The 16,728-nt window shown below is 31.7% G+C and carries 15 protein-coding genes; all 15 read right to left on the bottom strand.

All coding sequences use genetic code 11. The features are described 5' to 3' along the window. Positions 1 to 19: 19 nt before the first annotated feature. Positions 20 to 805, bottom strand: coding sequence for a DUF4292 domain-containing protein (locus tag CLU81_RS12805; RefSeq protein ID WP_099710171.1), 786 nt, complete (start codon positions 803 to 805; stop codon positions 20 to 22). Between the two features lie 15 nt (positions 806 to 820). Next, positions 821 to 2,173, bottom strand: coding sequence for a lipopolysaccharide assembly protein LapB (locus CLU81_RS12800; protein WP_099710170.1), 1,353 nt, complete (start codon positions 2,171 to 2,173; stop codon positions 821 to 823). 49 nt (positions 2,174 to 2,222) lie between these two features. Next, a complete protein-coding gene (locus CLU81_RS12795) occupies positions 2,223 to 3,239 on the bottom strand; it encodes a sugar phosphate nucleotidyltransferase (protein WP_099710169.1) in 1,017 nt (338 codons plus the stop codon). 215 nt (positions 3,240 to 3,454) lie between these two features. Next, entirely contained in the window at positions 3,455 to 3,889 is a 435-nt protein-coding gene (dut, locus tag CLU81_RS12790) for a dUTP diphosphatase (RefSeq protein WP_099710168.1), read from the bottom strand. 28 nt (positions 3,890 to 3,917) lie between these two features. Beyond that, positions 3,918 to 5,378, bottom strand: coding sequence for a lipopolysaccharide biosynthesis protein (locus CLU81_RS12785; protein ID WP_099710167.1), 1,461 nt, complete (start codon positions 5,376 to 5,378; stop codon positions 3,918 to 3,920). A gap of 96 nt (positions 5,379 to 5,474) precedes the next feature. Next, positions 5,475 to 5,921, bottom strand: a complete 447-nt coding sequence (locus CLU81_RS12780; RefSeq protein ID WP_099710166.1) for a GNAT family N-acetyltransferase — start codon at positions 5,919 to 5,921, stop codon at positions 5,475 to 5,477. 475 nt (positions 5,922 to 6,396) lie between these two features. Further along, entirely contained in the window at positions 6,397 to 7,929 is a 1,533-nt protein-coding gene (locus CLU81_RS12775; protein WP_099710165.1) for an AAA family ATPase, read from the bottom strand. A gap of 8 nt (positions 7,930 to 7,937) precedes the next feature. Next, on the bottom strand, positions 7,938 to 8,768 hold the full coding sequence (locus CLU81_RS12770; RefSeq protein WP_099710164.1) for an ATP-binding cassette domain-containing protein: 831 nt from the start codon (positions 8,766 to 8,768) through the stop codon (positions 7,938 to 7,940). 2 nt (positions 8,769 to 8,770) lie between these two features. Then, positions 8,771 to 9,541, bottom strand: coding sequence for an ABC transporter permease (locus CLU81_RS12765; RefSeq protein ID WP_099710163.1), 771 nt, complete (start codon positions 9,539 to 9,541; stop codon positions 8,771 to 8,773). A gap of 47 nt (positions 9,542 to 9,588) precedes the next feature. Further along, positions 9,589 to 11,403 carry an OmpA family protein gene (locus CLU81_RS12760; protein ID WP_099710162.1) on the bottom strand — a complete coding sequence of 605 codons (1,815 nt, stop codon included), beginning with the start codon at positions 11,401 to 11,403 and terminating at the stop codon, positions 9,589 to 9,591. Positions 11,404 to 11,431: 28 nt separating this feature from the next. After that, positions 11,432 to 12,553: a hypothetical protein gene (locus CLU81_RS12755; RefSeq protein ID WP_099710161.1), complete on the bottom strand. Its 1,122-nt coding sequence runs from the start codon at positions 12,551 to 12,553 to the stop codon at positions 11,432 to 11,434. Then, on the bottom strand, positions 12,553 to 13,230 hold the full coding sequence (locus CLU81_RS12750; RefSeq protein ID WP_099710160.1) for a hypothetical protein: 678 nt from the start codon (positions 13,228 to 13,230) through the stop codon (positions 12,553 to 12,555). The genes CLU81_RS12755 and CLU81_RS12750 overlap by 1 nt, the downstream gene beginning before the upstream one ends. Positions 13,231 to 13,626: 396 nt before the next feature. Further along, positions 13,627 to 14,487, bottom strand: a complete 861-nt coding sequence (atpG, locus tag CLU81_RS12745; RefSeq protein WP_089058846.1) for an ATP synthase F1 subunit gamma — start codon at positions 14,485 to 14,487, stop codon at positions 13,627 to 13,629. Between the two features lie 92 nt (positions 14,488 to 14,579). Beyond that, positions 14,580 to 16,157, bottom strand: a complete 1,578-nt coding sequence (atpA, locus tag CLU81_RS12740; protein ID WP_099710159.1) for a F0F1 ATP synthase subunit alpha — start codon at positions 16,155 to 16,157, stop codon at positions 14,580 to 14,582. A gap of 39 nt (positions 16,158 to 16,196) precedes the next feature. Next, positions 16,197 to 16,727 carry an ATP synthase F1 subunit delta gene (gene atpH / locus CLU81_RS12735; protein WP_099710158.1) on the bottom strand — a complete coding sequence of 177 codons (531 nt, stop codon included), beginning with the start codon at positions 16,725 to 16,727 and terminating at the stop codon, positions 16,197 to 16,199. Between the last annotated feature and the right edge of the window lies 1 nt (position 16,728).

Genomic DNA, 16,728 nt, shown 5'->3' with positions numbered 1-16,728 from the left:
CTATTTTCTTTTTGCAAATTTACTTAATTATAACTTTCTTATAACCTCCAGGCACGCTATAAGGAAAAGAAAGTTCTTCATTAAACGAAATATTGTTATAGTTTAAATTAATATTGGTTCTTCCTTTTGGCTGAAGCGCGTTAATTTCGATGCTTGTTGGAAGTGTTCCCTGATTAAAAGTTTTGCTGTCAGAATAGTTAATTTGCAACATTCTGTTTTCTGAAGGTTGTGAAATTTCTTCTTTTTGCAACAAATATTTTTCAGAATCAATATAAAATGATTTTTTCAATTTGGCATCTTTTTCATCGTCTAAACGAAAAAGATTTTCTACAATTGTCTGTGTATATTTTCCTTTTTTTAAATCGTCTAAAGCTTCTCCAACTAATAAATTCTGAACTTTAGAATAATTCAATTCTGTCCCTAACCATTCGCTCAAACTTGTAAAATCACCTTCGTAATAAGTACTGTTTATTTTCTCATAATAGCTTACAGTAGTTGGCGTAATCAATGCTTTTGCCATTGTAATTCCCAGAAAACGAACGCTTATTAAAATCTGTTTGTCTTTCTCAATTTTGATTTCGGCCGAAACATTTTGACTTTGTTTTTCGTCAACATATTTTGCGCTTGCTTTTATGTATAAAGTCGAAAAATCTAACTTATTGTTATAATGTTTTTCTACTACTTTTTTATCTTCTTTTACTGGTGCAACTTCAGTATTACCTGTATTATTTTGAACCGCTGGCATTTTTGATTTACAAGAAATCACAAAAACCGACATTATTAATATTGCAATATATTTTTTCATTTAAAATCCTCCCTTTTACTTTTTTTGTTTCAATAATTCATTTGCCTTCAAAAAGTATTCCTCTTTTTTCTTAGCGTCTCCCAAACCATTATAAGCTTCTCCAAGCTGAATATTAAAATTTGCTTCAAGCGTTTTATCGTCTACAACATAATCAAGTCCCATTTCCAGAACGGTTTTTGCGTTCTTAAATTGTTGTAACTTATTGTTTCCTAAACCTGCGTAATAATAAAATTGCGATTGACTCGGATAAACTTCAATCATAGTCATCGCTCGCTTGGTCATTGGTTCAAATTGTTTTGCCTGAACATAAGCTTCAAGCAAAAGCAAATTGGTTTCGCGATCTGTATCTGAATTTGCTTTTAAATCTTTTTCATAATATTTAATTGCATTTTCAAATTGGCCTTTACTATGATAAAACTTTCCAATTTCTTTTGCAACATCAACATTTGGATCATTATCAAAATATGATATTGCTTTTTCTAAATCCGGTGCGTACTGCGGATTTTTATTCACATAAATTAAAAATTCATTTAAGGTACGATGTTTAATTTTTGTATCAATTTTTGAACTTGATAAAATAACATTCATCGCTTTAATTGCTTTGTCAGCTTGATTTGCATCCAAATATCCTTTGAACAAACTTACTTGTCCCCATTCCGAATTTGGAATTTCCTTTGCTAATTGCTTTGCAACTTCTACCGCTTTATCTGCTTCTTCTGCTTTTGAATATAGAAAAATCAGATTCACATAATTCGATTCTTCTTTTGGGTTCTTTTTTATTTGATCAATCAGATTCGTGATTTCAGCATTTTGATATTTTCCCTGAGATAAAATTTGTTGCTTATATCGATCACGATCTTCTGATTTTCCGAATTTATCATTCATTTCATTGATCGCTAAAAGTGCTTTGTCATATTGATTGGTAATCATATACAACGAAATTAAATCGTCTTTATATTCTTCATCAAAAACCATTATTTTCTGAATCGTTTCAATTGCCAAAGGATAGTTTTTGGTTTCATAACTTACATCATAAATTCCTAACCAATACCATTTATTCTTCGGGTCTAATTGAGTCGCTTTTTCAAAAGCCGTTTGAGCGCTTCCATATTGTTTTAGAGACAAATAATTTTTTCCCAATTCAAAATAAGCTACAGCATCATTAGGTTTCAGTTTAATACATTTCTCTAATGATATAATGGCTTTATCATAATTTTCAATTCCTTTTTGTTTTAATGATTCATAAAAAGAGTCTTGATATTCATCTGTTGCCATAGCAATATCTTCTGGTTCGGTTTGAGCCATAACTGAAATTGGATTGCTAAGCAAAACGAAAAATAAAATTACTAAAACTCCTTTTTGTATCATTTCTAATATTTATTATTTAAACAAAAACGAATCTATTTAAAACTATAATTTATTCTAAAACCGAATAATCGCCAATACTGATACTTGTAAATTTACCATCATAAACAACGTGATTTCCGATCATTGCATTGTCCAGATTTGCATTTTTTATTTGAGAAAAAGTTTGAACTAAACTGTTTTTGATAACACTATCTGTAACATGGCATCCTTTTCCAATCGATACATTTGGACCAACGGTTGTGTTTTTCAACACTACATTTTCTCCAATATAACAAGGCGGAATAATTGTTGAATTATCCAGCTTTACATCATAATCTACTAAATGTTCTCCATCATTATGCAGGAATCCTAACATTCTTGAATTGGTTTCAACGGTAACATCTTTGTTTCCGCAATCCATCCATTCGTCAACGCTTCCGGTTTTAAAAACTTTACCATTTGCCATCATCGCTTTGATTCCGTCATTGATTTGATATTCTCCACCATTCTGAATATTATTATCCAAAACGCCTTGAAGTTCTTTTTTCAAATCTCCAACTTCTTTAAAATAATAGATTCCGATAACTGCTAAATCACTAACAAATTCTTTTGGTTTTTCAACCAGTTCTATAATTTCATTATTAGCATTTAATTTAACAACTCCAAAAGCTTCAGGCTGTTCCACTTGTTTTACCCAGATTACAGCATCAGCTTCAGGATCTAATTCAAAATCTGCTCTGATTAAAGTATCTGCGTAAGCAATTACTGCCGGTCCTGATAAAGATTCTTTGGCACACATAATCGCGTGACCCGTTCCTAATGGTAAATCCTGACGATAAATCGAAGCTTTTGCGCCTAAACTTCCTGCCAATTCCTCTAAACTTTCTACAAGATCATCTCCAAAAAAAGCCGGATCTCCTAAGATAAAAGCAACTTCTTCGATAGGTTCTTTCAATATTTTGGCAATATCTTCGACTAAACGATGAACGATTGATTTTCCTGCAACAGGAATTAATGGTTTAGGAATTGTTAATGTATGTGGTCTAAGTCTTGATCCTCGACCTGCCATTGGAACGATTATTTTCATTTTTGTATTTATTTTTTATGGGAAGATCTGCTAAAATCTTCTTCGTTTGGTTCTAAATTTTTAACCTTGAAGGTTATTTATTTTCTGTTGTGCTGAAATTTTAACCGCAAAGTTCGCGAAGGTTTTTCGCAAAGATTACAAAGTTTTTCATTTCATTTTTAAGATCACAAAGTTTAAAAACTGATCACTCAAAACTGAAAACTGATCACTCAAAATTACTTTACTCCTGTACTTCCAAATCCGCCTTCGCCTCTTGAAGTTTCAGTAAGTTCTTCAACTTCTATCCACTCTGCTCTTTCGTGTTTGGCAATAATTAATTGTGCAATTCTTTCTCCGTTTTCGATTACAAATTCTTCGTTTGATAAATTTACCAAAATTACACCTATTTCTCCTCTATAATCTGCATCAATAGTTCCTGGAGAATTTAAAACGGTTACACCTTTTTTTGCTGCTAATCCACTTCTTGGTCGAACTTGTGCTTCATAACCAATTGGCAACTCAATAAAAAGTCCGGTTTTTACAATTGTTCTCTCTAATGGTTTTAACGTAATAACTTCAGTTAAATTGGCACGAAGATCCATTCCTGCCGAAGCAATTGTTTCGTAGTTTGGTAAAGCGTGTTGTGATTTATTGATAATTTGTATTTTCATTTTTATTTTTGCAACTTAAAAAGTAATGTTACTTTCTATTCATAATTCCCTTAATTGTCTCTTTTTCGTTATGATAAACAAAATAGATGAAGCCTAAAAATAACGGAATTCCAACAAAATAATTTTCTCTAAATCCATAAAAAGAAATAGCCGAAAACACAATTGAAATTCCTAAATAAGCGCCAATCTTATTCATATCATAAGGTATTGGATAATATTTGTTTCCTAAAACATAAGAAATCAACATCATACTTCCGTAAGCAGAAATAGTTGCAATTGCCGAACCATAATAACTGTATTTTGGAATTAAAAAATAATTTAAAACCAATGTTACAATAGCGCCTACAATCGAAATATATGCTCCGATTTTTGTTTTATCGGTTAGTTTATACCAAACCGATAGATTATTATAAATTCCTAAAAAGAAGTTTGCCAAAATAATTAATGGAACAACTTTCATTGCTTCCCAATATGATTTATTGTCAAGCAAAAGATATTTTAAAACGTCCGCAAAAACGATTACTCCAAGCAAAATTAAGGATCCCAGAATAACAAAGTATTTTGTAATTACAGCATAAGTCTGTGGAGCATTTTCATTTTTTGCATGGCTGAAAAAGAAAGGTTCTATTCCTAATCTAAAAGCGGTTGCAAACAAAACCATAAACAATCCTAATTTATAACAAGCTGAATAAGCTCCAACTTCAGATTTTGCTAAATTTTCCGGAAGTAAATATCCTAAAAGAATTTTATCAAAATGTTCGTTAACTGCAAATGCAAGTCCGGCAACCAAAATTGGTAAACCATATTTCATCATTTTCTTCCAAAGAACTGGGTCAAATTTTCTTCCCAATGAAAGATAATTCGGCGAAAGCACAATAAATGTGGCTAAACTCGCTAAAAGATTTGCGATGAAAATATATGCGATTTGAAAATTCTCTACATATAAATTATCCCAAACTGAGTTAGGATTTGAAGCCGCAAGTTTAGGTAAATACATTAAGAAGAAAATATTCAATAATAGATTGATTATTACGTTCCCAATTTTAATCGCTGCATAAACCATTGGTCTTTGGTTTGCTCTTAATTTAGAAAATGGTATTAAAACCAAGGCATCCAATACTAAAATCCAAACGGTATAGGTAACATATTGTACATCAACTTCGGCAAGATTTGCTAGTGTGTTTCTAAAAATTAAAGCTACAAATAAGAAAATTATCGACGACCAAAAGATAGATATTGTAGAAGTTGCAATTACGTTTTTCTTATCTTCTTCGTTGCTGTAAAATCTAAAAAAAGCGGTTTCCATTCCATAAGAAAGTACCACATTAAAGAAAACCATCCAGGACAAAACGATCGAAACCTCTCCGTATTCTGCCGTTGGTAAAATACCTGTGTACAATCTAACTAATAGAAAACTTAGCATTCGTGGTAAAACCGTAGCTAATCCGTAAATAGCAGTTTGCTTGAATAGATTTTTATATAATCCCAAAATATATGTGTGTAAAAAAATTTATAAAACAAAAATAACCAATTCTTTGGTTTTATATTGATTTTATAGGTTCAATAAAAAAACTTGATGCTAAAATTAGTGAGTCATTTTGTTTTCATCTAATATTTTAACAAAATGAAAACCTTTTGGTCCGTATCCTTGATTATAATAAAAACGATGTGCCGCAAAATTTCCGGTAAAAGCGTCCAAAACGATACTACTGCAATCTGAATCTATGGCTTTTTGTTCAATATAATCTGTCAGCAATTTTCCAATTCCTTTTGATCGAACTTCTGGGTTTACGACAAAATTATCGATTTCAAGATATTTTCCTGTCCACAGTTTTGTTGCTGACCAACAACCGGTAATACCCAAACAAACTCCGTTTTCAAAAACACCAATCTGAATGTAATTATGCGGAACCATCTCTGAAAGGTAAGCTTTATATTTTTCGATGGTCATATTTGGATAAAGAAATCTCATTGTATCAATTTGAGCCAACATTTCTTCGACTGTTGTAAGTTCTTGTATTTGCAGTTTCATTGTAATAAAAAATAAGATTTCAAAAATACTCATTTTTTTATTGTGCTGTTATATAAGTAGAAACATCTTGATGTGAAAAATCTATAAGAAACGGCGAAAATTATATAAATTTCTAAGAGTACTTCTGTACTAACTTTGTATCAAAGGGAATGAGCAAAGCTAAAATACAACCCTTCAAAAAAAGCAAAGCAATGGGACTAATAAAGCTTGTTTGTTCCCACAAAAGACAAAGCAAAGGGAGTGATTCTGCTGAAATGTAACCCTCAAAAAAACAGAGCATTGGGATTGATAAAGCTAGTTTGTTCCCATGAAAGACAAAGCACTGCAGAGTGATATATCTGTGTCTAATTTTATAAAATGGTACTGATTCTCGGTTTTTGAGTAAGGCGGGAATCACCATTTTATAAGTTAACTTCAAAAATAACAACCCTATATATATGAAAGAGTCGGCAATTTCTTGTCGACTCTTTTCCTTTTATTGTTCTTTACTTTTCATTTCAAGATTAACATTTTGCTCCGTTTCTTTTGGTTCCGGAATGTCTTCTTCTGTAAATGTTTTTAAAACTTTATTCGTGAGTTTTTTAATTTTCACAATTCGATTTGCCTGATTCTGAACGCATTTTTCAAATAAATTTCGAACGACTCTGGCATTTCCAAAACTTTCATTTTTACTTTCGTAAAGTAATTCAAAAGTATCTGTTAGTTTTTCTTTGGCTTCTTCAGAAATAATAAAATCTGATTTCGAACAAAATGATTCAAAAATTTGAAATAATTCTGAAGGTGTAAAATGATCAAAATGAAAGTATCTGTTGAAACGAGAACGCAATCCTGGATTTGATTCTATAAAAATTTTCATAGGTTCTGTGTATCCTGCAACCACGACAGCCAGATCTTCCCGATGATCTTCCATTCTTTTCAAAAGCGTATTTACAGCTTCTCCTCCATAATCATTTCCAAATGCATTTTGAGTTAATGCATAAGCTTCATCAATAAACAATACTCCGCCAAGACTTGATTCTACTGCATTATTGACTTTTGTTGCTGTTTGCCCGACATAACCCGCGACTAAACCTTCTCTGTCTGTTTCAAACATTTGACCTTTGGATAAAAAACCCAAATGTTTAAAAATTCTACTTAAAAGTCTTGCTACAGAAGTTTTCCCGGTTCCCGGCGGGCCTAGAAAAACGGTATGCAAAGTAATTTCAACATTTTTCAATCCTTGCTTTGATCGCTTTTTTTGTATTTCTAAAAGATTGATTAATTCCGAAACATCTTTTTTTACTTCTGCTAAACCAACGAGTTCGTTTAATTCTTTCAGAACTTTTTCCAGCGTATCTTCTTCAGGAAGATTGTCTATTTCTTTTTTATCAGTTTTTGATTTATTCAGATTTAAACCTAAATAATTACTGAAAGTTGATGTACTTTCAAATTTTTTACCAAACGTAAAATAAATGAAGTTTTGATATTCGATTAGAATTTCTTCTAAACCTTTATGTTTCTTTTCGATAATTATTTCTGGAAGTACATAATAGTTTTGCTGAACATTCGAAGTAATTATCTTATTCTCTTTTTTAATTTTTACAAGAAGATTTTTGAAATTCTCTGTAAAAACCAACTGATTCAATTCGCTTACAGAATTTTCGTTTGCAAAATGTTTATTACGTAAAGCATCATAATAATATGCGAGAACAAATTCTTGTTTTTCATTTTTCGTTCCAGGTTCTCTTTCATAAAGGTCAATAATATCCGAAAGAAAAAAATGTTCTGCTTTAAACAATAAACCTTTAGAAAAAACTGGATTTACGGTTTCATTTAGCTTCTGAATAAAATCTGTATCTTGATTTAATATATTGCATATTTCAAGAATCTGCTTGGTTTCTTTTTGCAGTTCTATAATAAATGAAGCCGTAAAAACGGCTTCATTTGTAGATACATTTGTTTCTAAATATTTTTTTAGAGACAAAAATGATTCTTCAATAATCGATATTGGATTGTTCTTTTTTGACATATTCAAATTTAAGAAATCATCATTTGATGAATAATTTCTTTTGATAATTTTAAGTGATCATCGCAATAATCTTTCCATGAAAGTCCCATGTCTCTTAGGTCGTATTTTGCTACAATAGTTCCGTAGTTTTCTTTTTTCCCATTAATGGTTGGATGTCCAATAACGTAAATAGTTTGTGCTAATTCAATTGCCAATTCAATATCATGCGTAGAAAAAATAACAGTATTAAACTCAGATGATTTACCTAATAATTCAAATGATTTTTTTACTTCTTCGATATTTCCAACATCTAATCCTGAAAAAGGTTCATCTAAAACAATAAATTGATCAGATGAAAACAATTGCTCTATAATAGCGGTTCTTTGTCTTTGTCCTCCGGAAAGTTCATTAGGATATTTATCTTTACAATTTTCTAATCCCCATTCTTTTAGGTACAACTTTATTTTTTCGTCTTTTTCAGTATTTGAAAGTGTTGTTTTTCTTAATGAAAATTTCAACGCCTGAGTAACTGTTTTATGTCTGAACAAAGTATATTTTTGATCTACAAAACCAATGTCACCTTCACATACAGGTTTAGCTGCATTTGGTTCTTTGTTTTCGAAATCTCTAATTAATATTTTTCCGGAATTGGTTGGAATTAATCCTGTCAATGCTTTAAAGAAAGTTGATTTTCCTCGTCCTGATCTTCCAACAAAAGCTACAACCTGACCAGTACAATCAACACCTTCTCTAATAACATCTTTCTCTATAAGACTTATATCTTTTATAATAATTGTATCATCATAACCAACGCTAAGATTTTCTACATACAAAAGTGTCTCTTTATATTCGTGTGTCATAATTATATTTTTGAATATCTAAATACTGCTTTTCTTAAGAAATTTATTCCTGCATCTAAGCCAAGACCTATTAGTAAAATGATAATTTGAAGTGCAATGATTCTTCCGGTATTCATAAATTTATCAGAGTTTTTAATTAAAAACCCTAATCCTCCAGAAGCTACCACAATCGATTCAACCGTAACAAGCATCATCCAGGTAATGGCAAGATTTTGTCTGATTACATCAATTACATAATCTATTCTTCCCAAAATAATGACTTGTACAAGAACTTCCCAACGGTTACATTTTAGCATTTTTGCGTGATCAAATTCTTCTTGCGGAATATCTTTGATAACTGCAATTAATGACGTTGTTAGAAAAGTAGTCAGGAAAATTACTAAGATCCAAACCTGCATCATTCTTGCTTCATGAATTACCATTGTAATATAAAATGAAAGTCCGGTAAAAGGTAAAAATCTAAATTTTGTGATAAATTCAGAAACTGATTTTAATAGCGGAATTGGCCATGCATAAGCAAAAAACAACGAAATAATTGTGGCTAAAAAAATCGAGATAAAACACAATTTCAATGAATTGAAAATATGCACTACCAAACCTTCTTTATACAGATCTGAAAAACCGGTTAAAACCTGAGCCGGCGAAGGAAAAAGATGTTTTTCGCCAGATGTTGCTGCAAACCAAATAATAATCAAAAGAACTAACCAACCTATCAAAATAAGCGTTTTGTTTAATTTTGATATTTTTTCAAAGGGCGTTAAAATTTTTATCATACTGCTTGTAAAAAAGGCTATCTATTTAAGATAGCCTTTTATTGTTTTTATTTTAATAAAGTAATAACCACACGTCTGTTTAGTGCTTTTCCAGAAGCAGTATTATTATCTGCAATTGGATTACTTTGACCTTTTCCGTCCACTAATTGGAAACGATTTGCAGGAATACCTTTTTGTTTTAGATAATCTACAACTGCTTGCGCTCTGCTTTTTGATAAAGCTAAGTTAGAATCAGCATTTCCAACATTGTCAGTGTGTCCAACAACCGTTAATTTTGTGTTCTCAGCTTGTACTAAAAGATTGTAAATTTTTTCTACTTCTTTACTAGATGAGTTTGAGATATCAGCACTTCCGGTATTAAAGTTAATTTTCCATTCTCCAGAAGCTACAACTTCTTTTGCTTCGCTGCTATAATCTGCTTTGTCTGCAGAAGTAGATTCGATATCGTTGATGTTTTTCAAGAAGAACAAGTTAACTGCTTGATCGTAAGGAACAACTGCTCCAACATTTTCATTAAATCCAAATGGATTCAATTCTGTCAAATATCCTGCAACCTGATTATAAACTGATTTGTATCTGTTTACACCATCAGATAAACCATAATATTGCATTGCATCAGCATAGTTAAATACTTTTGAACCTCCCATATTATAAGTCAATCCGCCTTTTGTTCCTTGTTGTCCTTTGAACATTTTGTACCAATATTCCGGAGTTTCAAGTTTATAAGTTGCAGCAACTGCTTCAGAAGCTCTTACTTTCCAATCTTCGTAATTTTTCATTTGGTTTGAAGCCGTCAATGCCGATTTCAAAATATTAGAAACAATATCAGGATTTTTAACAGCCCATTCTTTCACACCAATAATAGTAGTTGGCATTTGGTTGTTGAATTCTTTCGTAGAAACGATATCAACAAAACCAGTCAATTTATCAAATACAGTTTTATCACCAGGCGTCCAAGTAGCACAACCATCGATTTTTCTGTTTACAGATTTTCCAGTTAATTTTCCGTCAACTACTTCTTTCAAAGTAACAGTCCATCCTGTAGTTTGAGACTTGATCAATTCTTCTGCCGATTTAATATAATCATCATTTTCTGATGGATAAATATTTACTGCTTCTGCATCATATGTTGTTGGATCTGGATTTACTTTTAATCCGTTTGCAAAACAATAGTTTACAGTTGTAACCCAGTCACCATCTCCAAGAACTGCAGATATAACTGAACCTTTCATAGATTTTGGATCTGATTTCCAGCTTGGTGGTCCAATCAATTTATCTTCTCCATAACTCATACCAACTGCTCCCATTACCTGAACATGGTATTTATCTTTTCCGTATTTTTCGTCAAGTGATTTTTGAACAGAACTAATGTAGAATGGCGCACCATCACCCATGATGATTACTGCAAAAACACTTTTTTCTGAAGATGGAAAAGCTTCTCCTTTATCAAATTCTTCGATAAATTTCATTTGCATATTACGCAATTCCGAAAGCCAGTCCTGACGAATAATCTCAAGATTAACTCCGTTTTTCTCCATCAATGATCCTTTTGTTGTTTTTGGACCACCATTAGAAACAATAATTCCAGACTGAGCATTCCAAGCATAAGCACCAATTCTTACTAAAGGTTTGTCTGCAACTTCTGAAGATAATTCAGTAGATGGAAGCGCAATTTTTGCAGCATTGGTAACATTATTAACATCTGTCTGATTCAGTTCAATTCCATTTAATTGTTTTGAAACTGCGGTTTTAATTCCTGGAGATATATAATAAACTCCTCCTAGAATTGCACCAATTCCAGCAATAACGATAAGTAATTCAGAAAAGGTTGTTAACTTTTCTGTTCTTAAAATTTTTCCCATTTTTATCTAAAAATTAAATTTAATTGTATTAAAAAATATCTCCAAAACCACCACTTGATAATTTATCTTCTTTGGTCATTTTGTAATTTGGACTTGTATACTTTGTTGAATCCGGAATTGTATTATCGCCTGTTTTAATTTCATCTGCCAATGAATCTAATCTTGAATAAAGCTCATCATTATCAACAGAATATTTAGAAGTTAAAGCATCTATGTCGATTAAGTTTTCTGAAGTTCTGGCAATATCCAGAGCAATAGTAGACGTTACCACTTCAAGAGCATATTCTAATTCCCAGTCTTTTGTAAACATCATCGCGCTTTTTGCACTTTCTGTTGCTTCTTTAGCATTTCTGGCAAATTCATATTCTTTTTGAAGCATCTTAACCGTAACATCAAAATCAGCAATTTTAATATCAATAGCTGTTCCTGCCAAAGTCAGTTTACGATCCATTTTTCCTAAAACATTTGCACGAACACCATATTTTTGAATAAAACTTTTGCTTTGTTCATATTGAGTAGAAACTCTTTGAGAATCACTTAACTTTCTGGCTAACTCACTTTGCAGAGCTACATATTCATCAGTATCTTTTGCAGCAACACCATTTTGCTTCACCATTTCATCCATCGCAGATTTCAATTTTTCTGACTGGCGTTGTAAACTTAAAACGTCTTCCTGAAATCCTTTTGCTTCTTTTTCAGATTTACTGGCTTCAATTTCCATTTCATTTTTAAGACCTTTTAGCTTTGCTTTAGTATTCTTAAAAACTTCACGGTTTTTAACCATTTTTTGTTTTTGCTCTTCTAATTCATTAAAAGGATTACTTTGAATTAATGCTTTATGAATGTTTTTTGTAGCAAAACGAAGCGCTTTCATTATTACAGGAGCCATCATAACTAAGAAAACTAAAAATACTCCCGTTGCAGATAAAGCAATTGCCTGACCAAGCATTGTAAATAATGGCGGGATAATATAAGTCCATACCAAATATCCTCCAACTCCTAATAAACCTAATGCCAAAGCTAAGAATAATGACTTTTCTCCTTTTTTAAGCGCACCTGATTTCAAAGCGATTTCTCCTTTAGACTCGTCAAAATGTTTAAGTATTGGCAACGTCAAAAGAGTGCTTCTTTCTTGTTCGAATTTATCCATTATTGTAAATATTGATTTATTCCTGTGATTACAGTATTGATTGAGGTTAATATTTTTTGTTTTGCTAAATCATTCGCTTCCATTTTCAATTGAATCTCCGAAAGCTGTTCCATATTAACAGGATCAATTTTTTGAAGTTCTATTTTCTTAGCTTCCAATTCTTTTTGAAGTTCAAGAATCTTGGCTTCTAATTCAGAAATACTTTTGGATAAATTATATTTTTCTTTTGTAATTGTATTATCTAATTCTGCTTTTTTATTTTTACCGACAGTATCATATTTAGTATGTACTTTTTCAATTTCTGTAATATAAAAACTTCCTTTTTGCAAAAGAAAATCTTTAGTCAAATCAGATTTAATTGATTTTCCCATTGCAAAAGCCATTTGATAACTTTGCGGATTTGTAACTCCAACAGCCATAACTGACTTATAAAGTTCAAAAAAATCAAAACCCGGTTCATTCAATGACTCAAAACCTTTATCATAAACTTCAAAAATTTCGTTTAAGAAAGGGTTAGTCAATGAGTTTGTCGGAAATGACTCTGTAACTTGATTGGGAAATTTATTGTCTGTGGTTGGTAAAATTGGGGCGGACGGTTGAGTTGCAGCTTTGCCCTCTGATTGATCTGTTTCATCATTAATGAAAAGACTCTTCCAATTAAAACTTTCTTTTGTCATCGTTTGTAGGTGATCTATTTTTTAATAACTTTTTGGTTGTTAAATGTTATACGCAGAAAGTGTTAAAAAGTTACTAATTTTAAAAGTATAAATATATACTTTTTTCAAAATATAATGTAACTAATTTATTATCAGATCTATTTACATTAATTTATGCTTAAAAAAATTCCTACTTTTTTCTGTTTCATTTTAAAAAAACAAATTAAAAATAGCCTCCAAAAATACTTAATAAAAAATCAATATTAGTATAAACAATAGTTAAAAGTAAGAATTAACTTAAGACTCATGATTAGAGAAAATTAAACAAAATCATCACTATTTTTCATTCAATAATTAGCATAAAAAAAAGCTAACAAGTTAATGTTAGCTCTTTTTAAATTTTAAAAAAAAATTATCTTATCCGTTCAAAGCTTCTGCTCCACCAACGATTTCAAGAATCTCGTTTGTAATAGCCGCCTGACGTGCTTTATTGTAAGTCAATTTTAATTGGTTTCTTAATTCAGTTGCGTTGTCAGTTGCTTTGTGCATTGCTGTCATACGCGCTCCATGTTCTGAAGCAAATGAATCACGAATACCTTTGTATAATTGAGTTTTCAATGATTTTGGAATCAAAGTCAACACAATTTCTTCTTTTGAAGGTTCGAAAATATAATCTCCACCAGAAACCGGTGCATCAGATTTAATTGGTGCTAACGGTAAAAATTGTTCTGTTTGAACGATTTGTGTCGCAGCATTTTTAAACTGATTGTAGATCAATTCGATTCTGTCATATTCTCCTGATAAAAATTTCTCAGTCAAATTATCAGCAATTCCAGCGACATTATCAAAAGTCAAATGATCGAAAATTGCATTATGGTGACCGTGTGCTTTAAAAGATTTACTTAGTACATCATTTCCTTTTTTACCAATAGGAAAAACATCTACTTGTTTTCCAGCATAAAAAGCAGCACGATTTTTAACTTCTTTAATAATATTTGCATTAAATGCTCCACATAAACCTCTGTTTGAAGTTATAGCAACAAGCAATACTTTTTTTACTTCACGTTGTGTTGTATAATCACCTCCAACTTCACCATCAAGTGTAGCAGAAAGATTTTGCAACAATTCCGTTAATTTCTCGGCATAAGGGCGCATCGCAGTGATTGCATCTTGTGCTTTCTTAAGCTTTGCTGCAGAAACCATTTTCATTGCCGATGTAATTTGCATCGTCGATGAAACGGAAGTAATTCTATTACGGATTTCCTTTAAATTTGCCATTTGTCGATTAAAAAAATGTGACAATTTGAAAATTAGATAATTAGAAAGTTTCTTGAGATCTTTTCTAATTATCTAATTTACGAATTATCTAATTAGATATATTTTGCTGAAATTTCTTTTGCTGCTTTTTCGATAACATCAGTAATGTTGTCATCTAACTTACCAGCTTTCAACGCGTTAAGCGTATCTTTATGTTTGCTGTTTAAGTAAGCTAAGAAATCAGCTTCAAATTCTTTTACTTTATTTACAGGAACACTTTTCAATAAGTTTTTAGAACCTGCATAAATAATAGCTACTTGATTTTCTACTGGATAAGGATCGTTCAAACCTTGTTTCAAGATTTCAACGTTTCTTTTTCCTTTTTCAATTACGTTTAAAGTAACAGAATCTAAGTCAGAACCAAATTTAGCGAAAGCTTCTAATTCACGGAATTGAGCTTGGTCTAATTTTAAAGTTCCAGAAACTTTTTTCATAGATTTAATCTGAGCATTACCTCCAACACGAGATACAGAGATACCTACGTTGATCGCAGGACGAACTCCAGAGTTGAACAAATCTCCATCAAGGAAAATCTGACCATCTGTAATCGAGATTACGTTTGTTGGGATATATGCAGAAACGTCACCAGCCTGAGTTTCGATAATTGGTAAAGCAGTTAATGAACCACCACCTTTTACGATAGACTTAATAGAATCTGGTAAATCGTTCATGTTTTTAGCAATTCCATTATCTGCAATTACTTTACAAGCACGCTCTAATAAACGAGAGTGTAAGTAGAAAACGTCTCCAGGATATGCCTCACGTCCCGGTGGTCTTCTTAATAAAAGAGAAACCTCACGGTAAGCAACAGCTTGTTTAGATAAATCATCATAAACAATTAAAGCCGGACGACCTGAATCTCTAAAATACTCACCAATTGCAGCACCTGCGAAAGGAGCATAAACTTGCATTGGAGCTGGATCAGAAGCATTAGCTGCAACAATAACTGTATAAGCCATTGCACCTTTTTCTTCTAACATTTTAGCAATTCCTGCTACAGTTGAAGCTTTTTGCCCAATTGCAACATATATACAGAATACAGGTTTTCCTGCATCGTAAAATTCTTTTTGATTTAAGATTGTATCGATACAAACAGTTGATTTACCTGTTTGACGGTCACCAATTACAAGCTCACGTTGTCCACGACCAACCGGGATCATAGCATCTACCGCTTTAATACCTGTTTGTAATGGCTCAGTAACTGGCTGACGGAAGATAACTCCAGGAGCTTTTCTTTCTAAAGGCATCTCGTATAAGTCTCCACCAATTGGTCCTTTTCCATCAATTGGAAAACCAAGAGTGTTAACAACACGTCCAACCATTTGCTCACCTACTTTAAGAGAAGCAATACGTTGTGTTCTTTTTGCTGTTGATCCTTCTTTGATTCCTGTTGATGGTCCTAAAAGTACCACACCAACATTGTCTTCTTCAAGGTTCAATACAATAGCTTCAAGTCCGTTTTCAAATTCAACTAACTCACCGTATTGTACATTAGATAGCCCGTAAATACGAGCAATACCGTCTCCAACTTGAAGTACCGTTCCTACTTCCTCTAGCGTAGCACCAGATTCAAAACCTTCTACTTGCTTTCTTAATATTGCTGAAATTTCAGCAGGTTTGATTTCCGCCATCTTAAATTTATAATTTAGACACTTTTATGTGTAATAAAACTAATTACTTAACTCTCTTTTTAATACCTGCAATCTGTTTGCAACAGATGCATTGTATTGTTGATCACCTATTCTTAAAATAAATCCTCCAATAATTGACGGATCTACTATATTTTCTATTGTTATTTTTTTATCTGATAACGTTGCAATTTTAGCTAAAACTTTAGCTTCTAATGCAGCATCCATTGGAATAGCAGTTGTAACTTTCGCTACTTCAACACCATTACTTTCATCAAATAATTTATTGTATTCATGAGCAATCGCCTCAAGAATTTCAAATCTTTTGTTTTCGAATAATAAATGAAATAACCCTTTAGTCACACCATTTATATTTGCGAAAACTTCTAAAAGAGCACTTTCTTTAACTTCAACTTTAGTTGGGCTTTGGATAAAGGTACTCAATTCTAAATTGGAACCAATTGTTGAAGCAATTGATTTCATATCGTTACTAACAGCTTCGGCAACACCTTTAGAGTTTGCTAAGTCTAGAATTGCTTGTGCATAACGAATTGCTGCTCTTGTACTTGCCATA

The sequence above is a fragment of the Flavobacterium sp. 9 genome, from assembly GCF_002754195.1.
In the GTDB taxonomy this organism is placed as follows: Bacteria; Bacteroidota; Bacteroidia; order Flavobacteriales; family Flavobacteriaceae; genus Flavobacterium.
Note: the sequence above shows the minus strand (reverse complement) of the source record. Positions and strands in the feature narration are given on the sequence as shown.